We start from the raw sequence: 24,262 nt of genomic DNA, 5'->3' as shown, positions 1-24,262 counted from the left end.
GGGGATCACGGATGGCTGATAAAGACGATGCAAAAATAGACGATATTGTGGCCCTGCTGGATGATTTTATGCAGAGCGGCGGCGGCCACATGAATATTGAGGTACACGAAGACGGCGGTGTCGTTTTGGAAAAGACGGTTGTAAAAACCCAGAGCAACGACTGCCAGCAGGGAATGGCCTGCCAGGTCCCCACTCTGATGCAGGGGCTGGATGCCGACGATGACGGGGAATAAAGTTTCCCCGCCGTCTCCCGCCAGTAAACTTATGGAGGAATATGTTATGGTAAACGAACAGCAGGTGGATAATCTGGTAGCTTTGTTGGATGGATATGCGGAAAAAGGCGGACATCACCTGAATGTCAATGTATTTACAAGGGACACCCTTCTGGACGCGCAGAAGCATCCGGAGAAATATCCGCAGCTCACCGTACGCGTTTCCGGCTACGCGGTGAACTTTATCAAACTGACAAAGGAACAGCAGGACGATATCATCGCCCGTACGTTCCACGAAAGCATGTGAATAGGAATCAATAGGGGCTGCCGTAAGCGGCCCCTGATTCTTTTGAAATGAGGTGCAGTGATGAGAGGGCGAATTCATTCTATTGAATCATTTGGAACCGTGGACGGGCCGGGCATCCGTTTTGTCATCTTTTTTCAGGGATGTCCGATGCGCTGCCAGTACTGTCACAATCCGGACACCTGGGATCCCGGACTCGGTACAGAATACAGCGCGGATGAGCTGATTGCCGAATTTGAGCGCAACCGTTCTTATTACCGTACCGGCGGCATCACCGCCACCGGCGGAGAACCCATGCTGCAGCTGGATTTCCTTCTGGAGCTGTTTGAAAAGGCGAAACAGAAAAACATCCACACCTGCATCGATACCTCCGGCATCACCTTCCAGGAGACAAATGCCTCCTATATGGAAAAACTGGACAAGCTCATGAGCTTCACGGATCTGATCCTGCTCGATATCAAGCATATTGACCCGGACGGTCATAAGAAACTGACCGGGCACAGCAACAACCGCATCCTCTCCTTCGCCCGCTATCTGGACCGAATCGGAAAGCCCGTGTGGATCCGTCATGTCGTTGTTTCCGGCATCACCGATCACGATGAGTATTTGAACGCGCTGGGCAGATTTATCGGCAGCCTTGGCAACGTAAAAGCGCTCGATGTGCTCCCCTACCACACCATGGGAGCTGTAAAATATCAGAACCTTGGCATCCCCTATCCGCTTGAGGGCGTGGAGGCGCTTCCAAAAGAGGAGGCGCTGCGCGCAAAAAAGGTAATCCTGCGCAGCATTAAAGAGACACGCCAGGGCGGATGAGCGTTCCTCTTTTAATCCGTTCCTTCACCGTGAATATAATATTTCCGGTAATCCTTGGGTGAGAGCCCATAAACGCTCCTGAAATTCCGGTAAAAGGAAGAATAATCTGTGAATCCTGCGCTCTGATAGGCCTGCGTGATCGGACAGTTCCTGCGGATCTTTTCACAGGCCAGGATCAGGCGCTTGTTATTGATGAAGCTGTGGACCGTCATGCCGGTCAGTTCCTTAAATCTGCGAAGGAAATGATACTTGCTCATATTCACATGACAGGCGAGCTGATCGACCGAAATAGTTTCTTCGACGTGACAATCCACGTAGTCCGAAACCTCCTTCACAAGCGGGTGGCTCACCAGTTCCTCCTCGGAAAAATAAAATTCTTCCCGGCAGCAAAGCTCATTCAGATACACAAAAAACAGGGTGAGATAAGATTTATCCAGCAGCTTTTTCCCCTTGATATGCATCAGTTCCGGCGAATCCGCCAGCGCGATTTTCATCAGCATGCCGCGCAGCATCTCTTCATAGTAAATCGGAAAATGATACGCACCGCTGCCCTTCTCTGTGAAGCATCTGCTTAAATCCACATCCTCCGATGACATCTGCCTTAACATATCCCTTTTCATCCACAGCACAATTCTCCGGGAATGATCATGCTTCTTCTCCACATAATGATAGCGGTGCATGACATTCTGATCGATCAGCAGAAAATCCCCCTTTTTCAGATTATAAGTAGAATTCTCAATAAAACTGGAGAACTCCCCTTCCATCACATAGATCAGTTCATAAAAATTATGCGTATGTATGCCTGTAGCTCCGATGGGCGCGCCGTGTTTTTCGTATATCTCAAACTGGTCGTCCAGCATATACTGCCGTTCATCCTCCGGCAACATATATTTGGTAAAATTTTTGCTCATATGCTGTGCTGTCCTTTCCTTTAAAGTATAAAATCCCAATTTTCCGGTACCCTAACATTAGTGGAACGATGTGGCATATGCGCAATTTTTGCAATATATACAGCAATTTAAAAACTTTTCAAGCATATGCAACTATATTATAATAGTCTCATATGAAATTTGGCAATAGCGATTTAATATTTTAGGAAAAGAGGTATTTTATTATGGACATGACCTTAAGATGGTACGGCCGCAAATTTGACACGGTGACCTTAAAACAGATCCGCCAGATCCCGGGCGTGACCGGCGTTATCTCCACGCTCTATGATTCCGTGCCCGGAGAAGCCTGGGAGACGGACAAGATCCTGGCTTTAAAGAACGAAATTGAAGACGCCGGGTTAAAACTGCTGGGGATTGAAAGCGTCAATATCCACGACGCGATCAAGGTGGGTTCTCCCGACAGGGAACAGTATATCGACAACTACATCACCACGCTGGAGCGCCTGGGACAGGCGGATATCCATATGGTCTGCTATAATTTCATGCCGGTATTTGACTGGACACGCACGGAACTGGCCAGGGTCCGCCCGGACGGTTCCACCGTGCTCGCTTACACCCAGGAAGCGGTGGATAAACTGAATCCGGAAGACATGTTCGCATCCATCGAAGCGGATTCCAACGGATCGATTCTGCCCGGCTGGGAACCGGAGCGGATGGCAAAAATCAAGGATCTGTTCGCGATGTATAAGGATGTGGATGACGAAAAGCTGTTCGCCAACCTGAAATATTTCCTGGAACGGATCATGCCTGTATGTGACAAATACGATATCAATATGGCGATCCATCCCGATGATCCTGCCTGGAGCGTGTTCGGGCTGCCCCGCATCATCATCAATAAAGAAAACATACTGCGCATGATGAAGATGGTGGATAATCCGCACAACGGCGTTACCTTCTGTTCCGGATCCTACGGCACCAATCTGGAAAACGACCTGCCGGATATGATCCGTTCCCTGAAAGGAAGAATCCATTTTGCCCATGTGCGCAATCTGAAATTCAACACCCCTACGGATTTTGAAGAGTCCGCACACCTCTCTTCCGACGGCAGCTTTGATATGTATGAAATCATGCTGGCGCTGTATGACATCGGTTTTAATGGACCGATCCGTCCGGATCACGGGCGCATGATCTGGGATGAAGTTGCCATGCCCGGATACGGCCTTTATGACAGGGCGCTGGGTGCGGCCTATTTAAACGGGCTGTGGGAAGCGATTGTAAAAAGCCATAGGTAAAAATACCGGAAAGGAAGTTAAATCGTATGGAATTGACAAATCAGGGGTTACTGGACAGAGAGAGCTGGCAGCAGGCCGGCTATGAACTGCCGGATTTTGACCGTGAAGCAGTGCTTGAAAATACAATGAAAAACCCGCAGTGGATTCATTTCGGCGCCGGCAATATCTTCCGCGCCTTTCAGGCCAATGTGGCACAGAAGCTCATAGAGGAAGGCGTGCTGTCCACTGGGCTCATCGCCGCTGAGGGCTACGATTATGAGATCATTGACAAGATGTACCGCCCCCATGACAATCTGGGCATCCTGGTCACGCTCAAGGCGGACGGAAGCATTGAAAAAACGGTGGTGGGCTCCATTGTGGAATCGCTGATACTGGACAGCCAGGATGAAGCAGAGTACAGCCGACTGAAGGGAATCTTTTGCTCCCCCTCCCTGCAGATGGCCAGCTTCACCATCACGGAAAAGGGCTACAGCCTGACCGACGGCAAAGGCGGCCTGCTTCCTTTGGTGGCCGCCGACTATGAGGCCGGACCGGCAAAACCGGAGAGCTATCTGGGCAAGGTGGTTTCCCTGATCTATGAAAGGTATAAAAACGGCCGCCTGCCCATCGCCCTGGTGAGCATGGACAACTGTTCCCACAACGGTGACAAGCTCTGCCACGCTGTCAGCGAATTCGCTCGCGCATGGTGCAAAAGGGGGCTGGCGGAGGAAGGCTTCTGCGATTATGTGGACTCAAAGGCAGTTTCCTTTCCCTGGACCATGATTGACAAGATCACCCCCAGGCCGGACCCGACCGTCCAGGAACTCCTGAAAAAGGACAGTATAGATGGTCTTGATCCGGTTGTGACCAGCAAAAATACCTATGTGGCTCCCTTTGTTAACGCAGAAGAATGCGAGTATCTGGTGATCGAGGACGATTTCCCGAACGGCAGGCCAGCGCTTGAGAAGGGCGGAATCATCTTCACCGACAGAGAGACCGTGGACAAGGTGGAGAAGATGAAGGTATGCACCTGCTTAAATCCTCTGCACACCGCGCTGGCCATCTACGGATGCCTCCTGGATTATCATCTGATCTGCGATGAGATGAAAAATCCTCTGCTTAAAAAGCTGGTGGAAATCATCGGATATGAGGAAGGCCTCCCCGTGGTGGTGGATCCCGGTATCATCCGGCCCAGGAGCTTCATCGACGAAGTGCTGGGCATCCGCATCCCCAACCCGTTTATGCCGGATTCTCCCCAGCGCATCGCAACCGATACTTCACAGAAGCTGGCGATCCGTTTCGGTGAAACCATCAAAGCCTATCAGGCAAATCCTGACCTGGATGTAAAGAATCTGAAGATGATTCCGCTGGTATTTGCGGGCTGGCTCCGCTATCTGATGGCGGTGGACGATTGCGGAAAGGAATTTACTTTAAGCCCCGATCCCCTTTTGGAAACCGTGCGTCCCTGCATCGCCGGCATCCGTCTGGGCGATCCTGACGCGGATCTGTCCTGTCTGGATGAATTGCTGCGCGACAGCAGAATCTTCGGCGTGGATCTGTTTGAAGCGGGATTGGCTGATTTAGTGAAATCCTACTTTAAAGAACTGACCGCCGGAAACGGTGCGGTTGCCGCCACACTGGAAAAACATCTGGCTTAACAGTAAAATACAAAAAATCAGCTTGTGTCAGGCCATTTCAGTCTGGCACAGGCTGATTCTGCATTAAGCTTCTTCCAGCGTTCCAAACACCTCTCTTGTTATCCGCTTATATTCTTTCGGTTCATCATATCGAATCGGCAGTATCAGCTGCCGTTGCATTTCCTGACCGTTCTGACGCCAGATCAGCCGCAGACAAACAGATTCCTCCAAATGGTACTCGTGGCAACCATACTTGCAGATATGGACGGTTCTTTCCGCAATTCCTTTCTCCATACTGCAAAACGATAATGCAATCGGCGTTATCCATACTTCCTTTTCTCCTGGAAGTAATTCCATCCAGAAATGCAGCGTTTGCCTTCGGCCATCCAGAACGCTCTTTATATGTCCAGTCTGTAGGGATGACTTAAGGAAAGAAAAATTATCATCCCAGAGACTCTCTTGCTTTTTCATTATTTTTCTTCCGGACGGCACTGAAAGTTCGTATCGGATCTCTTCTAAGGCTGCCCCGCTGCCGTTGCACAGCACAAACGGCAGCTGTGCGCAGCAATAGCCACAGTTTTCCCGTATTGACAGCCGGTTTCCGTAACTGGTCAGAGCCACACCTTCTATGCCTGCCAGTTCAGCTTCTTTGTACACGATTTTCCTCTGCAGATCCTCACAAGCTTCAGGGAAGCTTTTCACTGTCCCTTCTACTGTTTCCTTAGAGGGGACCGGAATGGATGTTTCATGCTCTCCGGCGATCATCAGCATAATTTCATAGCTTAACAAATTTTGGAACCTGAAACTCAGCGTGCTGCCGTTTCTGTCATATTCCAGTGAAAAACGAAAAGCGCCTAACTGTCCGTCTGTGATGCGAATATTGTCGTAAATTCCACACGGTTTCAGATACATACACCGTTTGGCAGCATCCACACGGATTCCCAGCCAGCTCTCCAGATAATTCCACAGAAAAAAGCCCTGACCCTGACTGCATCTTGTGGCCTTCCTCACATGATCCGTTCCCATGGGCCACCAGTACAGAGAGCCATTTTCGGCCACTGCGCAGCTAAACATACAGTCCAGACCCTCCAGCTGCTCTTTTTTCTGCCGGGTCGATATAATCCTGCTGACATAGGAGGTGCCGTCGACGTTGCCTCCCCATGGGTACCATCGGATTCCCCCGGTCTCCGGCTCATAGTTTGTCAGCCATAGAGACTGTGCAAAGATCCGGTAATTTTCCCATAGATTATTATTATAAGGAAGAATGCCGTATACTCCGGCCATAGCCGATGCTGTATCCTCGCCGTCATAATAAGGGATGTCCTCCTTAATGTAGAAATCACTCTGTTCCCCCAGGTTGGTCCCTCCGCTGATCTGCGGTCCAAACGGGCCTTTCACCGCCATAACCTGCAACGAGGATCTTATCTCTTCCCCCCATATTTGCGCTTCGCCACCTTCTTCTCCCAATGCATGTAACAGCTTCGCATAGAGTGACAGCGCATATGCTGCTTTTACGTTTACTCCAAAATCATAACGGCGGTTCACCTTTCCGTCGCTGGAATACCTGCTCGGCAGCAGACAGCTGTCCTGTGGCTTCAGTTCCCGCAGCTTCCGGTACAGCCGCTTCAGTCCGCAGCAGACCTCCGAATATTTCCGGAACCATGCCACATCTCCGGTGAGCTCCAGATATTTCCCGGCTAAAATGATCGGCGCCAGCATGATCGGAACAGAATGATCCGGATACGTACTTCCCATCGGCAGACATCCTTTCAGGGCGTAGCGGATCATCCTGCCGCCGAGCTGCGGAAACACGAAAAGAAGGCTTACCATGGTGGGTTCCATGTCGATTCCCCACATTCTTCCACGGTAATGGGCCGGTGCGCCCTGCCAGTGCACAATAATTTCACCTGCTCTGTTCGTCTGGATGCAATTGAAATTGTCAATCAGACATCTCACAGCAAATTCTGCCGTTTTTCCAGTAAGCTTTGCCGGTTCCGGCAGCTTTGGGCGGACAGCACTAAGCGCTGTATCCCAGAAAGCAAGAGCAATCTCACGCCACTGCCCCACCGTCTTTGCATACAATTGTGCCAGCTGTTCCCTGCATTCACCCGGGCTGTGTCCAAGCACAATGAATGTATGAAATTCCTTGCTGACGCCGGGCTCCAGCTCGAAGGCCGCTTCACATCGCCTTTCCTTTATTTCATCCGGGCTTTCTCCGAAATCCTCTGCGGTCCTGCCGCCGCACATCTCTATGGCAGCATACAGCTCCGGATGTGCAAGCCAGATCAGATGTTCTCCTGTCCCGTCACAATGCATGGCCGCCGCTTTATCCGGCTGCCGTCTGTCTTCCCGTCCGATCAGAAGGCCATTCTGAAGCTTAAGCACAAGGCGTCCCCTTACGCTTTTTTTGCTTCGGTTATATGCGGACAACGTATAAAAGCATCCGGAAGGCCCCCAAACTGAATTGTCATCCTCACCTGTTGGAAACGCATTCTCATTCACCGGTGCAAAGGAAGACACCATCAGTTCCAGATCCCCGTATACCGTTCTGGTTACAGGAAGAAAATCATTCTGATAAAAGGACAGACTGTTTTCATCCGCCATTTCCCTATGCCCTGACTCCAATTCCAATGAATAGCTAAACCTGCCCGGTAAAAGACCGCAATCATTCTGGCGGTACATGCCTGCGCCGGCCACGAGATGCCGGGACGCATCCGTATGGTTTACCGGCAATGGATAATCATATTCGCTGGGCAGAGATATAAAATGCAGCCGGCCCAGGGTATCCTGTCCAAGCAGTACGCGTCCGTTTGCCTGGGTATACAGAAGCCTCTCACTGATCATCCCTTCTTTTTCCTCTGTCGGGGCGGATACGAAATATCCGGGCAGTCCTGATTTCAGATACATTTCACACAGTTCCAATATGTTTCCCTCCACGTTCTCAGCACTCACGGCTTTCATGCTTTCCCGGTACAGCATCACACAATTAGCGGAACTGTCCAGACGGAGCACCAGTTATCTGTCCGCGCACGCTTTCGGTAAAACTTCCTATATGGTCGGGTGAAAACAGATAACAGGGCGGAATCTTTCCGGACAGGATATCCGCTCTGTACTCTTCCAGACGGTTAATATCCTGTTCGATGACTTCCCGGTTCTCCGGCTCCTTAACCTTCTGATACCTCCTAAGCCGCAGATAAGCGTCCAGCTCCAGCTGGTGCAGCTGTATGAAACAAATAAAATCACGGTACCGGCCGCTAATGTCCTCATAATCCTCTGCCTTCAGATATTCCCGCAGATGATCAAGACGGCCGGCCGCTTCCCGCATCAGTGTTAAGCTGTTCTCATGGTTTTCACGGTTGATTCGCAGAGCCTTTCTTCCTGGGCGGATCAGGAGATCGTATACGGCCTGCTGGTTTTCCGGGTCCGGCCGCCAGCCGATCAGCGCTTTACCATAATTGTAAAGCCGGGATTCCAGATGGCCGTAATCCGGGATATGAGAATGATCCGTCATGCGTACGCCGCACCCAAACAGCACTTGCTTTACCGCTTGGTATGACGCCCTTAGGATGGACGCCAGTTCCTCGCAGATATACCTGTCAGATATGCCGTATCTGCTGTTTATCCATTCATCCCACAGTTCCTCCGTATCCGCCCCGGGATGACCTGCCAGTTTAAGCAGGGCGAATAAATTCACTTCATTGGGCGTTTTTAACAGGCTTTCCCCGTCCCAGATCGGGCGCACTACAATGCGTTCCATGTTAGGCGAGCTCTTCAGCGCGTAATTTAGATTAGCCTGCAGCGCTTCCGGAAAGCAGCATGGAATCAGGCTTAAACCGTAGTATTCCATACCGCAGCAATAGCATACCGCATGCTTTAGATGGGGTAGACGCTCAATCAGCCTCGGCGCCGGCAGATACGGATTGAAATCACCTGTAGTATAATTGTGTTCCAGTATTAATGGCAGATCCGCCGGAAAATCTTTCAGCGCCTCATATAGCAGTTCCTCCTGATACGGAAACCATACATGGGTCAGCAGACAGAAGCTTTTACCCAGTTCATGGCTAATTAAAGGGAACAAAAAGAAAGGAAAAGCACAATCCAGACGGTATCAGCGGCAATCTACAAGAATAAATTGTGATTACACAAGATTGGTGCTATAATAAGAGAAAAGTTCCTGCCGGGGCAGCCGCCCCGGTGGTATGGATAGAAAGGCAGGAAAACAATATGCACATCAGCTATAAACCACTCTGGCACACACTGTTAGAGCGTGATATGAGGAAAGAGGATTTAAGGCTTGCCGCTGGTATGACAACGAATATGATTGCCAACATGAGCAAAGAGGGAAAGCACATCAGCATGGACACATTAGCCCGTATCTGTGAAACGCTGAATTGTGAGATTACCGATGTGATTGAGTTAGTACCAGACGAGCCTGCTTCCACAGGAGGTAAGGAACATGAGAGAATTGAAACCAAGAATAACGGAAAACGGAATTGATTATATCCTTGTCGGAGATTACTACATCCCGGACTTGAAACTGCCGGAGGAACACCGCCCTATCGGAAAGTACGGACGGATGCACCGGGAATATTTAAGGGAAGTCCACCCAGCCAGATTGAATACATTGATACTGACCGGAGAATTGTGGACATATCTTGCAGACCTGAACGAACAGGCACAGGAACGGTTAGACACTATCATGGAGCAGATGAAAGCCACCGAGGGCGTGACCGAGGAATTGAAACGAACCCAAGAAATGGAATGGGTGCAGCGTTGCAATAGCATTCACAACCGGGCAGAAGAAATTATTTTGCAAGAGATGATTTATTCATAACGGTATGGTAGAATGATTATGACAAATAAGAATTTGTTGAAAGGAGTAAACAACTATGAAAATGTCAAAAGAAAAAATTGATATAAGCATGTTTGCCCCATGCGGAATGAATTGTAAGGTTTGTTATAAGCACTGTTACAATAAAAAAACTTGTTCTGGGTGCTTGAATAGTGATAAAGGGAAACCAGAACATTGTCGTAAATGCAAAATAAAGGATTGCATCAAAGGAAAATCGTTATCCTATTGTTTTGAATGTGCTGAATATCCATGTAAGTTGATTAAAAATCTTGAAAAAAGCTATAATAAACGGTATCAAGCAAGTCTTATAGAAAATAGCCGTTTTGTTCAAGGACATGGTTTGGAACATTTCATGGAACAGCAGAAAATAAAATATACTTGTCCTAAATGCGGTGGCATTATTTCTATTCACGATAAAGAATGTAGCGAGTGTCAAGAAAAAATGAAATAACAAAATTTCAGTTTATAGAACTAAGAAAATTAGAATTGATGGAGGGATATATTATGATAGGCTTTAGTATAATGATGTGGTTCTGTTCTGCTCTTCTCATATTTGTTAGTTTTTCTCTATTAAAAGGAAATTATTCTTCTGTTCATGGCAAAGTATTTGAAACCACAAACGACAGAAAAGGATATGCAAAAGCATTAGGAAAGCCTGTTTTATTGATAGGAATTTGTCTTTTGTTCTCTGGAGTGATTGCAGTTATATTACCGAAAGATTATGCTATTTCTATTGCAGTTATATTTATATTATTTATAGCTGTTATTTGTAGTATATGGCTGTATAAGATTCAAAAAAGATTTTCGTAAATCCCAGTTTATCGTTCTGATTTTCAACTGAATAACCACAGTAAAAACCGCTGCTACATGGAAGCTAACAAACCATGCAACAGCGGTTTTTCTTTACCGTTTTTTCCTTTGGCTGATAGGCGTTCCCATTTTCTTTGATTTTTTGAGAATCCGAATGAGCCAGCGAAATTCTTCATCTGACAGATTTTTATAGTTGATACCAAGTTGCTTGCAGTAAAGGACAACCAGCTTTTCATCCCGGCTGCCCTTGAAATTTTCGACCGCTTCCAGATTTTCTTTCAGTTCATCGGCAACGGTGGTCTGGGGTGCACTCTCACTGTCCTTTTTGTGGGCTTCCCGAATATCCCGGATAATGAGGTTGAGGTCATCCAGAACCATGTGACTAAAATACTCATCATCGCTGATATGGGCGGCTTGCAGCACTTTCAAATGCGGGTCATCTTCGCCGGGGCGATACCGTTCAATGATTTCATGCCGGACGGTATCGACAAGTGCATTGAGATTTTGAATCTGCATGGTGGCAATCCCGTCCACATAAATCTCAATGTCTGCAAGAAACTTGATAAAATCTTTATGTGTGGCAAGCTCACAGAGCAGACGGTTGTTAATCCGACTGCTTTTCAGAAGTGCTACCATCTCATCATTCAAATGCAGCTCCGTCAATGACGTGTTGATCTGCTCCCTGTTCTCTGTCCGGCACAGTAGATAATCAACGGAAACCCCATAGAAGTCTGCCAGCGTGATAAGGTTGCCATGATTGATTTCCTTAAAATCCTCTTTTTCATAACTTCCGAGAGCAGATTTGGAAATACCCGTCAGCTTTGATAGTTCTTCCAGATTTAAGCCTTTGTCCTTGCGGAGTTCCCAAAGGCGTTCCTGTATGCTTGTTGCTCCTTTCATGGGCGCACACTCCTTTCCGGCGGTTTCATTGCTGCCGCTTAACTGGATTATATCACACTTTCCGCAATCGTGGAAATTTCTGATTTTTACTCCTAATTCCTACTTTGTGGACATACGGCACAGGGCACAAAAATGTTCTATGATACAGGTAGTTCATCGATGGATTATTCCAATCGAATGACCAGCCTGTGTGGGATATGCTTCCCCGGCGATGTAGTGCCATGACTTTTGGCAGGGATGTGGAGGAACCCTGACCGAAACGAGCGTACCAAAGGGAGCGATACGCCGCTGTGAGATTCAGGGGAGGAACGACACCGGGGAGAACTGGCGAACTGACACCGAAATGATACCGAAACACGACAATCTGATAGGGGGATAGTCTACCCTATCGCTGATACTTCGGGAGATTTTAGGCGGCTCTATGGCTGTAATTTTTCCGAAAATCGCCCCGAAACCATACACAAAAACGGGAGGAAGCGCAATATGCCGAGAATGAGCAAAAAGAGGAAACAGGAGCTTTCCTTTTACCTCAATGACCGGGGGCGTGTCACTTACAACGAATTATGCCGGAAATGCCAGCATGGGTGCAAGCAGAGCTTCCGGGCGGTTGTGATTGACTGCCCCCGTTATTTATCCAAACGAGCAAAGAAAAAGGAGGAACACACCGAATGAATTTTGAATTTATGACGATAGACACACCACTGCCGCCCTGTATGCCATTTCCCAGAGCGTTGACAGGATTTCCAGTCAGCAGCACCGCAAAGGTCATGTACTGCCGGATGCTGGACGCTATGCTATCCAAAGGGCAGGAGGACGAGAACGGAATCCTGTTTGTCTGCTTCCCTGTCACAGCCATTGCCGCAGTCCTGTCCCGCAGTCCTATGACGGTCAAGCGTTCTTTGAATGAACTGGAAAACGCAGGACTTATCATGCGGGTGCGTCAGGGCGTTGGAGAGCCGAACAGGATTTATGTGCTGATACCGGGAAAGGAGGACGCTGCCCTTGCCTGATAGCTCAAAACTTGAAAAGCTCAACCGGGAGCTGGAGAAAAGCGAAAAGAAACTGCGGAAAGCTATCAATGATGAAAAGGCATTGCAGCATCAGTTGAAGCAGCTTACCCGAAAGGAACGGACGCACCGGCTCTGTACTCGTGGCGGTATGCTGGAAAGTTTTCTGCAAGAGCCGGAACGCCTGACAGATGATGATATCATGCTGTTGTTGAAACTCATTTTTCACAGACAGGACACGCAGGAACTATTGAAAAAACTGCTGGAACGGAAGAAGCCGGAAACCCCTTAGTTTACTAAGGGCGCAATTATACACCACCCAGAGGTTGGTGCATTGCGTTCTCCGAAGGCTCCTCGCCGGAGGGCTGTGATTTTCCGCAGTCATGGTCTGCTCCAAATCAAACAGGGGACGCTACGCTTCCCCTGCGCTGGCTGCCGCCAGCTACCCTTTTGTGGACTTGCCATCTGGGGACACCTTGCGTTGCAAGCTGTTCCCAGCCGACAAGTTTCATAAAATATGCTATCTTTTCGATAAGCAATAAAGTATAATGAAGTCAGTAATAAATTTAGAAATTGAGGTAAAGTTATGGCATCCAGCAAAGAATATTTAGAATTTATTTTAGGTCAGTTATCTGACTTGAATGAAATTACCTATCGAGCTATGATGGGCGAATTTGTCATTTATTATTGTGGTAAGATTGTAGGCGGTATCTATGATGATAGATTACTTGTCAAACCAGTAAAATCAGCAATAAGTTATATGCCAACGGTTTCGTATGAGTTACCTTACGAGGGAGCAAAAGAAATGTTGTTGGTAGATGAAGTTGATAATAAAGAGTTTTTGACAGGATTGTTTAATGCTATGTATGAAGAATTGCCTACCCCTAAATCGAAAAAGAAGAAATAATAAAATAATAATTTGAGAGGAAGTATTACTGATGGAAAAGTTTAAGCCGTTTATTATACCTGTGGCATTATTGGTTCTAATTGACCAGATGGTTAAAATAGTAATTTCAAAAGTATTTATGAAATACGAATTTGATATAATAGCCAAAGTTTTAAGATTTAATCCAGAACTAAATACTCGTTTATCTTATGCTGGCAATTTCTTCGAATTATTATCAAGTCCGTTTGTTACCATTTTATTGAATGTGTTTGTTTTGTTCCTCTTTTTATCAGGATATATGCTATATCAGGCAAAAAGAGCACATACAAGTTTTTGGGTAAAAATGATAATGATTTGTGGCATATCGGGATGTTTATGTAGCTTGATTGATAAGGTGTTTTGGGGTGGAAGTTTAGATTTTTTGCAGATACCTACCCTTTTTATTTTTGATTTGAAAGACTGCTATCTTACAGTTGCAGAAGTTATATTTGTTGTTATTGGAATTTTGAATAGCAAAGAAATATCGGTTAAAGAGTATTTACATTTTTGTTGTAACAAATTTAGCTTGTAAACTTCTGGTTTATTATTTCTTATACATCGGGTCAACTTGTCCCGAACTTTCACAACTAAATACCCGCCACCTACAAAGCGGCACACCGAGCAGGAAATCTAAAAAAGATCTCCTGCTTTTTTTCTGCCAAAAATGAGGTGGTAAAACTCCACCCCATCCACCAAGCATAGAAAGGAGGGACACAAAATGCCATGTCCACACAACGAAATTTCTATTGTACAGCGAAGCCAACAGCAGTCTGCGGTTGCCGCCGCTGCCTACCAGAGCGGCGAAAAGCTGTTCTGTGAATACGACCAGGAAGTGAAGCACTACCCGGAAAAGCGTGGTATCGTCCACAATGAAATCCTTCTTCCGGCAAATGCCCCACAGAAATATGCAGACCGCAATACCCTATGGAACGCCGCCGAAGCGGTGGAGAAACAATGGAACTCCCAGCTTGCAAGGCGGTGGGTGCTTACCATCCCCAGAGAGATACCGCCTGACCAGTACGCTGTCCTTGTACGGGAGTTTTGTGAGCAGCAGTTTGTTTCCAAAGGCATGATTGCTGATTTTGCAATCCATGACCCCCATCCGCCGGGACACAATCCCCACGCCCATGTCCTGCTCACTATGAGGGCAATGGACGAACATGGGAAATGGCTTCCCAAGAGCCGCAAGGTTTATGACCTTGACGAGAATGGGGAACGGATCAAACTTCCGTCCGGCAGATGGAAAAGCCACAAGGAGGATACGGTTGACTGGAACGACCAGAAGTATTGTGAAATCTGGCGGCATGAATGGGAGGTCATCCAGAACCGCTATCTGGAAGCCAATGACCGCCCGGAGCGTGTGGACTTGCGTTCCTATGCCAGACAGGGGCTTGATATAGTCCCTACTGTCCATGAGGGAGCTGCTGTCCGGCAGATGGAAAAGCGGGGTATCCAGACGAATATCGGAAACCTGAACCGGGAAATCAGAGCTGCCAACAATCTGATGAAGTCCATCCGGCAGCTTATCCAAAACCTCAAAGGCTGGATTACCGAGCTGGGCGAAAAACGGAAAGAGCTGCTTGCACAAAAGGCGGCGGAGGAAGCAACACTTCTTCCCAATCTGCTGATGAAGTATATGGCGATACGAAAGGAAGAACGGAAGGACTGGACAAGGGCTGGACAGAACCGGGGGACTTCACAGGACTTAAAGGCAGTCAGCGAAGCCCTGTCCTATCTCCGGCAAAAGGGGCTTTCCACTGTGGAGGACTTAGAAGCATTTCTGGAATCCTCCGGGAAATCAGCCGCAGATTACCGCAATCAGATGAAGCCAAAGGAAGCCCGAAGCAAAGTGATTGACGGGATTCTTGCCAGCCGGACAGACTGCAAAGAATGTAAGGCTGTCTATGAGAAGTACCAGAAGATATTTTTTAAGAAAACAAAGGAAAAATTCAAACAGGAACACCCGGAGGTTGCCCGGTATGCGAAAGCCACCGCCTACCTTGCCAAGCACCCGGACGATAAGGACAGCACCCAAAAGGAACTGCAAGAGGAGCAGGAAACGCTTCTGGAAGAAATTGCAGCCCTGAAAATACCGTTGACCGAGGTACAGGAGGATTTGAAGAAGCTGCGGGACATCCGCTACTGGGTACGGAAAGCCACCCCCGGCACAGAAGAAAGCAAAGAGCCGCCCAAGAAGCAGCCCCTCAAAGAAGTCTTGCAGGATAAGGCGGACGAGAAAAAAGCACAAAGAACTGCCCCGGTGCAGACAAAACACAAACAACAGGATATGGAACTTTAACAGGCACTTGCCATTTTCAGATTGAGAATGTCAGGTGCTTTTCTTTTTTTCAAGGAGGGATAGATTTGAATGTATTTGAAGCTGTGAAGCAGTCCGTCACAACAAGACAGGCTGCGGAGCATTATGGAATCCGTGTAGGCCGGAACGGGATGGCTTGTTGCCCGTTCCATAACGATAAAACCCCAAGCATGAAGCTGGATCGGCGTTACCACTGCTTCGGCTGCGGTGCGGATGGGGATGTGATTGATTTTGCCGCCGCCCTGTATGGGCTGGGAAAGAAAGAAGCCGCCGTACAGCTGGCACAGGACTTCGGGCTTTCCTATGAGGACTGGAAACCGCCGGGGAAGGTAAAAAAGCCCAAGCCCCGGCAGAAATCCCAGGAGGAACAGTTTCAGGAAGCAAAGAGCCGCTGCTTCCGTATTCTTGCCGATTATCTTCACTTGCTTCGGGCATGGAGAAAGGATTATGCCCCGCACTCCCCGGAGGAAGCCTTTCATCCACGGTTTGTGGAAGCCTTACAGAAGCAAGACCAAGTGGAATATCTGCTGGATGTGCTGCTCTTTGGGGAGACAGAGGAAAAAGCAGCTTTGATTACGGACTACGGGAAGGATGTGATACAGCTTGAAAAGCGAATGGCAGAGCTTGCCGCCGCAAACGCAGCAAGAACTAAAAAACACCATGAACGCCATGCAGCCGCCCCAGAGCATTGAGGAAATCAAGGCGGGGCTGGAAACTACCGAGAAAGGCGGTGTCCGTCAGAGCATACGGAACTGCCTGACCGTATTCCAGCGTGACCCGCTGCTTTCCGGGGCTATCGCATACAACATCCTGACCGACCGCAAGGACATCATAAAGCCCATCGGCTTCCACAGGGAAAGCACCGCCCTGAACGATACGGACATGAAGTATCTGCTTCTCTATCTGGAAGAAACCTACGGGCTTACCAATGAGAAGAAGATTGATAACGCCATCGGGATTGTGGCGAATGAAAACAAGTACCATCCCATCCGGGACTATCTCAATACCCTTGTGTGGGACGGGACAGAGCGAATCCGTTTCTGCCTGCGGCACTTTCTGGGGGCTGACGCAGACGATTACACCTATGAAGCGTTGAAGCTGTTCCTGCTGGGCGCAATCTCACGAGCCTTTCAGCCGGGGTGCAAATTTGAAATCATGCTCTGTCTGGTAGGCGGTCAGGGGGCTGGCAAGTCCACCTTCTTCCGTCTGCTGGCAGTCCGGGACGAGTGGTTCTCCGATGATTTGCGGAAGCTGGACGATGACAATGTGTACCGCAAGCTGCAAGGTCACTGGATTATCGAAATGTCGGAAATGATGGCAACCGCCAACGCCAAGAGCATTGAGGAAATCAAGTCGTTTTTAAGCCGACAGAAAGAGGTTTACAAGATACCCTATGAAACCCACCCGGCAGACCGCCCCCGTCAGTGCGTGTTTGGCGGCACTTCCAATGCCCTTGACTTCCTGCCCCTTGACCGTTCCGGCAACCGCCGCTTTATCCCCGTCATGGTGTACCCGGAGCAAGCCGAGGCTCACATTTTGGAGGATGAAGCTGCTTCCAGAGCCTATATCGAGCAGATGTGGGCAGAAGCTATGGAGATTTACCGAAGCGGCAGGTTCAAGCTGGCTTTCAGCCCCGCCATGCAGCGGTATCTCAAAGAACACCAGCGGGATTTTATGCCGGAGGACACCAAAGCCGGGATGATACAGGCGTATCTTGATAAGTACACCGGGAGCATGGTCTGCTCCAAGCAGCTCTACAAGGAAGCCTTGAACCATGCCTTTGACGAGCCGAAGCAATGGGAAATCCGGGAAATCAACGAGATTATGAACCAGTGCATTTCCGGCTGGCGGTACTTCCAAAACCCAAGAATGTTTTCCGAATATGGCAGGCAAAAGGGCTGGGAGCGTGAAAACCCGGCAACGGACTCCGGCAATCCGTCTGAAAAAACAATGGACGGTTTTGTGGAGGTCACAGAACAGATGGAGCTTCCATTCTGAAAATGACAGCCCGTTGCACCCCCTGTTGCTATCCCGTTGCCGAGCCGGTTGCCGGGGAAAAACCCTTATTTCCGGGCTTTTCTCCCTTATAACAACCAAAACAACAGAAAAATAAAAGAAAAGTATAAATAGTAACCATCGCCAGATTGAGATTGTTTGCAAGGTCTTTTGAAGCCCGTTGCCGGACTTCGTTGCCGACACCCTCTGTCTGGCTATTTTCATGTATGGAGGATAACTGCCTATGGCAAAAAACAAAACAGAGATTCATGTGACTACTGTGTTTGACGGGGAGCTTGACGCAACCGATGTATTCGTCAGCCTGATTTCCCAGAAATACGGAAAAACAAATACAAAAGAATATCTTGCTAAAAAGAAAGATATGAAGTATAATGAAGATGAGGTTCAAAAGAGCCAGATACCGTCTGGATTGTGTGGGTAAATGGCTATGATGAACGAAATGGAATACAGAACAATCGGAAAGGCACTTGCCGGGGGCTATCGTGCGGCGGTCTATTGCAGGCTGTCAAAGGACGATGACCTGCAAGGCGAAAGTGCCAGTATCGCAAACCAGCGTGATATGCTGGAAAAATACTGCGAAAAGCAGGGATGGGAGGTTGTGGCAGTCTATCAGGACGATGGCTTCACAGGTCTTAATATGGAGCGTCCTGATTTACAGAGAATGTTGAGAGCCATTGAGCGCAGGCAGATCAACCTTGTCATCACGAAAGACCTCAGCCGACTGGGGCGTAACTATCTGCAAACCGGGCATTTGATTGAGGACTTTTTCCCAAGAAACGGTGTCCGCTATATCGCCATGAATGACGGTATCGACACCCTGCGAGATAACAACGACATTGCCCCGTTCAAGAATATCCTGAATGAGATGTACAGCAAGGATATTTCCAAGAAAGTCCATTCCTCTTATCTTCTGAAAGCGCAGAAAGGACAGTTTACCGGGTGTCTTGCCCCGTTTGGGTATCGGAAAGACCCGGAGGACAAAAACCATCTGCTCATTGACGAGGAAACCGCCCCGATTGTGCGGCTGATTTTCGGATATGCCCTGAACGGTCATGGTCCGAACTATATCCGCAGACGGCTGGAAGAAGAAAAAATCCCCTGTCCCACATGGTGGAACCGGGAACGGGGACTTCGCAATACCCGCACCAAATGGGAAAAGAAAGACCCGGAAAACGGGCGGTATATGTGGGACTTCTCCGTTATCAAAGACCTTTTGATGAATCCAGTCTACACCGGGGCGATTGCTTCCCAGAAAAAAGACTACCGTTTCAAAATCGGTACGATTGGGGAAAAGAAGCCGGAGGACTGGATTGTGGTGGAGGGACAGCATGAACCGCTGATTGACCGCATGAGCTTTGACATTGTGCAGAACAAGCTGAAATCCCGCCAGCGTCCGGGACAGACCAATGAAATCAGCCTGTTTGCCGGACTGGTAAAATGCGGCGAGTGTGGGAAGTCGCTGACGATACGCTACACAAACGCAAAACATCCCCAGCAAATTTATTCCTGCAAGACCTACAATGCCTTTGGAAAGAACCACTGCACCCAGCACCGGATTGATTATGACACCCTTTACAGCCATGTGCTGCGAAAAATCCGGGAATGTGCCAGAGCCGCCCTGATGGACGGGGAAGCGGTTGCCGACCGCCTGACCAATACCTGCGAAGCCGAGCAGCGGGAACAGCGGGAAGCAATGGAACGCTCCCTTACAAGGGACGAGGAACGGATTGAGGTTCTGGACAAAATGGTCATGCGGCTTTATGAGGATATGATTGCAGGGCGTATCAGTGAGCAGAATTTCAACACCATGCTGGAAAAGACACAGACCGAGCAGACGGAGCTTAAAACAAAAGTGTCAGAGGGCAGGAAGCGGCTGTCCGATGAAGTCCAGCTTGCCAATGACGCAAAACAATGGGTGGAAGCCATTCAGGAATACGCCAACATCACAGAGCTGGACGCAGCCACCCTTAACCGCTTAATCAAAGAAATCGTCGTGCATGAGCGCATTGACGAAGATAAAATAAGACACATTTCTATCGAAATTCATTTTAATCTCAAACCCATCCCGGAGGTGGAACAGGTCACTGCCTGACCTGTCCTGCCGGGACGGTTCTCTTAAAAACACCATATAGATTTTTGTACGCCGCCGCCCGCCATCGAGCAGAGTTTTACACCTAATTGGGGATAAAACAGGTCACGGCAGGCGGAGGCAACAGCCATAAGCACCATACGAAGATGATCTGCAAAGCTTAAATACGGCCATGACTGCGACTCCTGTTTCAGTATCTGATCCGGATGCTTTTCCATCATTTCTTCATCAATGTCCAGACCGTAATTCATACATTTAAAGAAATTATTATAGTGAATCAGATTCATGGACTCAAAAAAGTACAGGGACAGTTCATCAAGCTGCGGAAAACGCGTTAAGATCCCATATGCCGCATCGTATAACAGCTGCCAAAACAGGCCGTTGTTCAGGTTTCTGACCTGTGGATAAGCTTTCAGTAACTGATCCAGCGGCGTAAAATTGCCCAGCATATAGGAAACTTTTTTTCCCTTCCCTTTGCAAAGCCTGATGACCTTGTCCACAAAGGAATTGGTTTCTTCATCCACCTCTATCCCTGCATCCGGATAGTTCTTTAATGGCGCATGGTTAAACCAAAAACCGCTATGCAGCTGTACCCAGTCAAAGCTCGCCTGATTATCTTCGGCATAATCCAGATAGCGTTGGATCTCCTGCGGATCCCCTACTCTGGCATGTGCTTTTTTCGTATCGGCAAACAATACAAGCATTGTCTCCAGTTGTTTATTCTCCGCATACCTTTTCCACGGATACATATTCGCCGTAATTGTATCAAATGACTCCATTTTTCTCTTTCTCCTCCTCTTAACAGATCTGATACCCTCATCCCTTCAGCCCCGTAGTCGCAACGCCTTCTACAAAATATTTCTGAGCCAGGAAGAAAATCACAATGCAGGGAAGCATGGCGACAAAGGACATGGCCATGATAGGCCCCCAGGATATGCTGGTGCTGCTGTCCATACTCAGTCTCAGCCCCTGCATCACATTATACTTTCGGACGCTGTTAATAAATATCAGCGGATTGAAATAATCATTCCAGGTCCAGATAAACTGGAAAATCCCCACAGAGAACAGAGCCGGTTTGCAAAGCGGCATGATAATTCTTAAAAATATGCGCAGGGTACCGCATCCGTCCATGAAAGCCGATTCATCAATTTCTCTCGGGATTCCCCGGATAAACTGCATTACAGAAAATATAAAAAACGGATAACACGCAAAGGCCGCCGGAATCCAAAAAGGCAGGTAGGTATCCAGCCAGTTAAACTGCCGGAACATAATATACTTTGGAATGATTGTCGCCGCGTTGGGCAGCATCATTGTAGAGATCATAAGCCCAAAGAGCAGATTTCTACCTTTAAACCGAAATCTGGCAAAACCATATGCTACCACACTGCAGGAGAGAACGGTCAGCACAACTACCGGAAACACGATTTTTACCGAATTCAGTATAAATGTGCCGAAGTAATACTCTCCCACACCTCTCCACCCCTTTATGTAGGATTCCAGCGTAATCTGCCTGGGGATCAGGCTGTAGGAGGTCAAAAGCTCTGTGTTCGTCTTAAAAGAAGCGGAAATCAGAAAACAGAAGGGGTATAAAAAGAGCAGCCCCAGCATCGTCAGGAGAACATAGGACACCGCTTTTTTTAACCGTCTTTTCAGATTTCTTTTTCTGGTTCTGTTCATGCTCTCATACCCCTCCATCCGCATAAAATGTCCAGTAGGACGACGACTTAAAAATCAGGCAGGTAAACGCGATGATGATCACAAAAAGTATCCAGGACTGTGCGGACGCGTATCCCATTTTGTAATAGGAAAAACCTGTCTCATAGAGCAGGAGCCCGAACAGTTTGGTGGATTTCATCGGACCTCCGTTGGTGATGATCGCAGGCGCCGTATACTCCTGAAATGCGTTGATCAGCTGCATAATCATATTAAAGAGTATCATTGGGCTAATCATCGGCAATGTGATATGAAAGAATATCCGCACTCCGGATGATCCGTCCACTCTGGCCGCTTCATAAAGCTCTTTAGGCACCTGCTTTAAAGCCGCCAGAAAAAAGATCATTGAGGATCCAAACTGCCATACCGACAGCAGGCTGATCGTCATTATGGATACCTTTGGATTGGTCAGCCAACCAACACTGTCCAACCCGATGTAAGTAAGTGCCGTATTGATGATACCGTCCGCCGCAAACAGGTTTCTCCACAGAATTGCGATAGCAACACTGCCCCCCATGATTGACGGCAAATAGTAGATGGTGCGATACCAGTTCATTCCCTTCAGCTGCACATTTAATATCATCGCCACCAACAGAGCGCAAAGCAGCTTCATCGGAACAGATAAAAACACATACTTAAATGTAACCGCCAGGGAATTGCGGAACTCGTGGTCTTTCGCAAACAGTTTTATATAGTTAGTCATACCCACAAAACGGAACTGGTCACCAAAGCTGTAGTCCGTCAATGAGTAAAACAGTGACAGCAGCAAAGGGTACAGCTGAAATACCAGGAAACCTATGATCCAGGGGGCCAGATACAGATACCCCTGATTATTTCTTCTGGTAATAAACGTACTTTTCTTCATAATCCGATCCCCTCCCTAAAACCGGCTGATTTTCAAACGGACGATAACACATGCCCGGCAAAAGTCCGCCGGGATTCTGCCGGGCATATCTTCTTATTTCTTCATCTCGTCCAGGATCTCCTGGCATTCTTCGATCATGCGGTCCGCCGCATCTTCCGGTGTGATCGCCTCATAGCAGAGTTCCTGCATAAGCGGGAACAGCACACCATATATTTCGGCGTTTTCCGAAAGCACGCTGGGAGGAGCATCCGTATTCTCCAGCGCAATATTCACAGCCTTGTTGATGACCGGATCCAGCATATCTTTCTTTGCCAGCAGGTCTCTGGCCACTCCGGCGGCGGGGACGCCGCGGCAGTCTTTCAAAATTTCAACTGCGGTTTGATCCGAGTACAAAAACTCCAGAAATTTAAGCGCTTCTACTGACTTTTCATTATCCGTTACAGCGAACATCTGTGAGGGCATGGTGATCACACCGGTTTTCTTCGCTTCATCCGCAATAGGTATGGATACAACATCCAGGTTCATACCATCCGCCTTTATATTGCCGATCGCGGATGATGCACAGTAAAAGCAGGCGATCTCATTGGAAAGCCACTTTTTGTTCTCCGCAATGTTCGCATAGTACGGATATGCGGTTTCCATCGGCTCTGCCACACCTTCCTTAAACAGTGTCTGCAGGAAGGTAAAGGCGCTTACCAATACTTCCTTATCCTGTATGACCGTATAATCATCCTCTATGCTCCAGCGCCCTGACATCTGTCGGATATAGGAACGAAGCATATGGTTCCAGTTATCGTCGTTACTCGTTATCATATAGTAATCCGGATTCGCCTCGTGCACCTTTTTACCGGTTTCTATAAATTCTTCCCAGGTCATCTGATCCGGTACCACAATGCCCACCGCATCTGTCACTGTTTTGTTCACCACCAGATTATAGGAGCTGATACCTGCCGGAACAGCAATGGTTCTGCCGTCCGCATAAGTACCGAAATTATTGATGAAGTTCTCGTCAAACAGGCCGAGATCCAGCGTGTCCTGACTCTTAAAGTCCAGGAAACAGTCGAACTTCTCTCCCCAGCTCATGATTGTTGTGTACCCCACCTGCATGATATCCGGCTGTGTCTTTCCTGCCAGCTGTGTGGCCATCTTGTCCTCATAGCCGTCCCATCCCTGATACTCCGGTACGATTGTTACATTCGGGGCGATATCCTTATAAGCCTCAATCGCCTTCAGTGTAGCTTCATGTCTTGCATCTCCGCCCCACCAGGCAAAACGGATTTCAACCGCATCGCCAGTCTGTGCTCCTGCAGTACTCTGTGTCTCTGTCTGCACAGACGATGTGCGTTGGTTCTGACCGTCCGTCTCCTTTCCCTTTTCATTTCCCGTACAGCCCGACAGGACCGCTGCGGAAAGGCAAACAGCTGTCAGAAGTGAATAAATCTTTTTTCTCCTAAGCATCTTAAATCCTCCTTTTACAAATCCCAACATATTCCACAATTTATAAAGTCAAAATATGTATACCGGTAATTGATCACTTTTACCATATATTGGTTTGCGGCGCCGCCGATAATTGTGATATAATAACATATATTTTTGACTATTTTAAGTATTATCCGGCATATTTGTTAAACAAAGTATAGT

Annotated in this window: 28 protein-coding genes; 19 read left to right on the top strand and 9 right to left on the bottom strand. The window is 48.1% G+C overall.

The features are described 5' to 3' along the window. The first annotated feature begins 11 nt into the window (after nt 1–11). From DWZ56_RS04520 to pflA, 3 genes are read left to right on the top strand one after another with little or no spacing between them, the layout of a single operon-like run. Nucleotides 12–233, top strand: coding sequence for a hypothetical protein (locus DWZ56_RS04520; RefSeq protein ID WP_118555175.1), 222 nt, complete (start codon nt 12–14; stop codon nt 231–233). Between the two features lie 46 nt (nt 234–279). Continuing rightward, nucleotides 280–519 (top strand): autonomous glycyl radical cofactor GrcA3, encoded by a 240-nt coding sequence (grcA3, locus tag DWZ56_RS04515; RefSeq protein WP_118555174.1) that lies wholly within the window; start codon nt 280–282, stop codon nt 517–519. A 60-nt stretch (nt 520–579) separates the two neighbouring features. Beyond that, the gene (gene pflA, locus DWZ56_RS04510) at nt 580–1,329 is read left to right on the top strand and encodes a pyruvate formate-lyase-activating protein (protein ID WP_176928327.1); all 750 of its coding nucleotides are present in this window, start codon (nt 580–582) and stop codon (nt 1,327–1,329) included. 11 nt (nt 1,330–1,340) lie between these two features. Here pflA and DWZ56_RS04505 read toward each other — a convergent pair whose 3' ends face one another. Then, nucleotides 1,341–2,240, bottom strand: a complete 900-nt coding sequence (locus tag DWZ56_RS04505; protein WP_118555172.1) for an AraC family transcriptional regulator — start codon at nt 2,238–2,240, stop codon at nt 1,341–1,343. Between the two features lie 203 nt (nt 2,241–2,443). Here DWZ56_RS04505 and uxuA point away from each other — a divergent pair, with 203 nt between their 5' ends. Both uxuA and DWZ56_RS04495 read left to right on the top strand, forming a co-directional pair. After that, nucleotides 2,444–3,511 (top strand): mannonate dehydratase, encoded by a 1,068-nt coding sequence (gene uxuA, locus DWZ56_RS04500; RefSeq protein WP_118555171.1) that lies wholly within the window; start codon nt 2,444–2,446, stop codon nt 3,509–3,511. Between the two features lie 26 nt (nt 3,512–3,537). Beyond that, on the top strand, nt 3,538–5,148 hold the full coding sequence (locus DWZ56_RS04495) for a mannitol dehydrogenase family protein (protein WP_118555170.1): 1,611 nt from the start codon (nt 3,538–3,540) through the stop codon (nt 5,146–5,148). Between the two features lie 63 nt (nt 5,149–5,211). Here the strand turns inward: DWZ56_RS04495 and DWZ56_RS04490 are convergent, their stop codons facing one another. Both DWZ56_RS04490 and DWZ56_RS04485 read right to left on the bottom strand, forming a co-directional pair. Further along, a complete protein-coding gene (locus DWZ56_RS04490; protein ID WP_147369382.1) occupies nt 5,212–8,049 on the bottom strand; it encodes a hypothetical protein in 2,838 nt (945 codons plus the stop codon). Nucleotides 8,050–8,113: 64 nt separating this feature from the next. Beyond that, nucleotides 8,114–9,205 carry a hypothetical protein gene (locus tag DWZ56_RS04485; protein WP_118555168.1) on the bottom strand — a complete coding sequence of 364 codons (1,092 nt, stop codon included), beginning with the start codon at nt 9,203–9,205 and terminating at the stop codon, nt 8,114–8,116. Between the two features lie 146 nt (nt 9,206–9,351). On the opposite strand from DWZ56_RS04485, the gene DWZ56_RS04480 reads away from it, so the two are divergent. From DWZ56_RS04480 to DWZ56_RS04465, 4 genes are read left to right on the top strand one after another with little or no spacing between them, the layout of a single operon-like run. Continuing rightward, nucleotides 9,352–9,624, top strand: a complete 273-nt coding sequence (locus tag DWZ56_RS04480; RefSeq protein WP_002593556.1) for a helix-turn-helix domain-containing protein — start codon at nt 9,352–9,354, stop codon at nt 9,622–9,624. Next, nucleotides 9,584–9,961, top strand: a complete 378-nt coding sequence (locus DWZ56_RS04475) for a TnpV protein (RefSeq protein ID WP_118555167.1) — start codon at nt 9,584–9,586, stop codon at nt 9,959–9,961. The genes DWZ56_RS04480 and DWZ56_RS04475 overlap by 41 nt, the downstream gene beginning before the upstream one ends. A gap of 55 nt (nt 9,962–10,016) precedes the next feature. Beyond that, a complete protein-coding gene (locus DWZ56_RS04470) occupies nt 10,017–10,430 on the top strand; it encodes a DUF3795 domain-containing protein (protein WP_117505909.1) in 414 nt (137 codons plus the stop codon). A 53-nt stretch (nt 10,431–10,483) separates the two neighbouring features. Further along, nucleotides 10,484–10,789 (top strand): hypothetical protein, encoded by a 306-nt coding sequence (locus DWZ56_RS04465; protein ID WP_021425049.1) that lies wholly within the window; start codon nt 10,484–10,486, stop codon nt 10,787–10,789. 93 nt (nt 10,790–10,882) lie between these two features. Here the strand turns inward: DWZ56_RS04465 and DWZ56_RS04460 are convergent, their stop codons facing one another. Continuing rightward, on the bottom strand, nt 10,883–11,689 hold the full coding sequence (locus DWZ56_RS04460) for a helix-turn-helix domain-containing protein (protein ID WP_117534455.1): 807 nt from the start codon (nt 11,687–11,689) through the stop codon (nt 10,883–10,885). 483 nt (nt 11,690–12,172) lie between these two features. Here DWZ56_RS04460 and DWZ56_RS04450 point away from each other — a divergent pair, with 483 nt between their 5' ends. The 8 genes from DWZ56_RS04450 to DWZ56_RS04415 all read left to right on the top strand — a co-directional run bounded on the left by DWZ56_RS04450 (nt 12,173) and on the right by DWZ56_RS04415 (nt 17,936). Further along, the gene (locus DWZ56_RS04450; protein ID WP_003020302.1) at nt 12,173–12,361 is read left to right on the top strand and encodes a hypothetical protein; all 189 of its coding nucleotides are present in this window, start codon (nt 12,173–12,175) and stop codon (nt 12,359–12,361) included. Next, a complete protein-coding gene (locus tag DWZ56_RS04445; RefSeq protein WP_006873175.1) occupies nt 12,358–12,699 on the top strand; it encodes a DeoR family transcriptional regulator in 342 nt (113 codons plus the stop codon). Before DWZ56_RS04450 ends, DWZ56_RS04445 begins: the two co-directional genes overlap by 4 nt. Next, nucleotides 12,692–12,988, top strand: a complete 297-nt coding sequence (locus DWZ56_RS04440; RefSeq protein WP_009323503.1) for a DUF3847 domain-containing protein — start codon at nt 12,692–12,694, stop codon at nt 12,986–12,988. Before DWZ56_RS04445 ends, DWZ56_RS04440 begins: the two co-directional genes overlap by 8 nt. A 294-nt stretch (nt 12,989–13,282) precedes the next feature. Further along, entirely contained in the window at nt 13,283–13,603 is a 321-nt protein-coding gene (locus DWZ56_RS04435; protein ID WP_109258346.1) for a TfoX/Sxy family protein, read from the top strand. Between the two features lie 31 nt (nt 13,604–13,634). Further along, nucleotides 13,635–14,153 (top strand): signal peptidase II, encoded by a 519-nt coding sequence (locus tag DWZ56_RS04430; protein WP_109258347.1) that lies wholly within the window; start codon nt 13,635–13,637, stop codon nt 14,151–14,153. A 186-nt stretch (nt 14,154–14,339) separates the two neighbouring features. After that, the gene (gene mobQ, locus DWZ56_RS04425; protein WP_118392446.1) at nt 14,340–15,920 is read left to right on the top strand and encodes a MobQ family relaxase; all 1,581 of its coding nucleotides are present in this window, start codon (nt 14,340–14,342) and stop codon (nt 15,918–15,920) included. Between the two features lie 65 nt (nt 15,921–15,985). Further along, nucleotides 15,986–16,630, top strand: a complete 645-nt coding sequence (locus tag DWZ56_RS04420) for a CHC2 zinc finger domain-containing protein (RefSeq protein WP_099323100.1) — start codon at nt 15,986–15,988, stop codon at nt 16,628–16,630. Next, the gene (locus tag DWZ56_RS04415) at nt 16,599–17,936 is read left to right on the top strand and encodes a virulence-associated E family protein (protein WP_118555166.1); all 1,338 of its coding nucleotides are present in this window, start codon (nt 16,599–16,601) and stop codon (nt 17,934–17,936) included. The genes DWZ56_RS04420 and DWZ56_RS04415 overlap by 32 nt, the downstream gene beginning before the upstream one ends. 28 nt (nt 17,937–17,964) lie before the next feature. On the opposite strand, the gene DWZ56_RS23430 is transcribed toward DWZ56_RS04415, so the two are convergent. Next, on the bottom strand, nt 17,965–18,204 hold the full coding sequence (locus DWZ56_RS23430; RefSeq protein ID WP_021682886.1) for a hypothetical protein: 240 nt from the start codon (nt 18,202–18,204) through the stop codon (nt 17,965–17,967). Between DWZ56_RS23430 and DWZ56_RS04405 the strand changes: the two genes are divergently transcribed. Continuing rightward, on the top strand, nt 18,178–18,375 hold the full coding sequence (locus tag DWZ56_RS04405; protein WP_054328110.1) for a hypothetical protein: 198 nt from the start codon (nt 18,178–18,180) through the stop codon (nt 18,373–18,375). The two genes, DWZ56_RS23430 and DWZ56_RS04405, sit on opposite strands and share 27 nt — an antisense overlap. Next, on the top strand, nt 18,376–20,046 hold the full coding sequence (locus DWZ56_RS04400; protein ID WP_118555165.1) for a recombinase family protein: 1,671 nt from the start codon (nt 18,376–18,378) through the stop codon (nt 20,044–20,046). 23 nt (nt 20,047–20,069) lie between these two features. Here the strand turns inward: DWZ56_RS04400 and DWZ56_RS04395 are convergent, their stop codons facing one another. The 4 genes from DWZ56_RS04395 to DWZ56_RS04380 all read right to left on the bottom strand — a co-directional run bounded on the left by DWZ56_RS04395 (nt 20,070) and on the right by DWZ56_RS04380 (nt 24,079). Next, nucleotides 20,070–20,822: a hypothetical protein gene (locus tag DWZ56_RS04395; protein WP_118555164.1), complete on the bottom strand. Its 753-nt coding sequence runs from the start codon at nt 20,820–20,822 to the stop codon at nt 20,070–20,072. Between the two features lie 37 nt (nt 20,823–20,859). Further along, entirely contained in the window at nt 20,860–21,720 is an 861-nt protein-coding gene (locus tag DWZ56_RS04390) for a carbohydrate ABC transporter permease (protein WP_176928131.1), read from the bottom strand. Nucleotides 21,721–21,724: 4 nt separating this feature from the next. Beyond that, nucleotides 21,725–22,621, bottom strand: a complete 897-nt coding sequence (locus tag DWZ56_RS04385; RefSeq protein WP_118555163.1) for a carbohydrate ABC transporter permease — start codon at nt 22,619–22,621, stop codon at nt 21,725–21,727. A 93-nt stretch (nt 22,622–22,714) separates the two neighbouring features. Further along, nucleotides 22,715–24,079 carry an ABC transporter substrate-binding protein gene (locus DWZ56_RS04380; RefSeq protein WP_158584444.1) on the bottom strand — a complete coding sequence of 455 codons (1,365 nt, stop codon included), beginning with the start codon at nt 24,077–24,079 and terminating at the stop codon, nt 22,715–22,717. Nucleotides 24,080–24,262 lie beyond the last annotated feature (183 nt).

Source organism: Lachnotalea sp. AF33-28, assembly GCF_003477885.1.
Taxonomy (GTDB): Bacteria; Bacillota; Clostridia; order Lachnospirales; family Lachnospiraceae; genus AF33-28.
The sequence above is the reverse complement of the archived record's forward strand: the minus strand, read 5'-3'. Positions and strand labels throughout refer to the sequence as shown.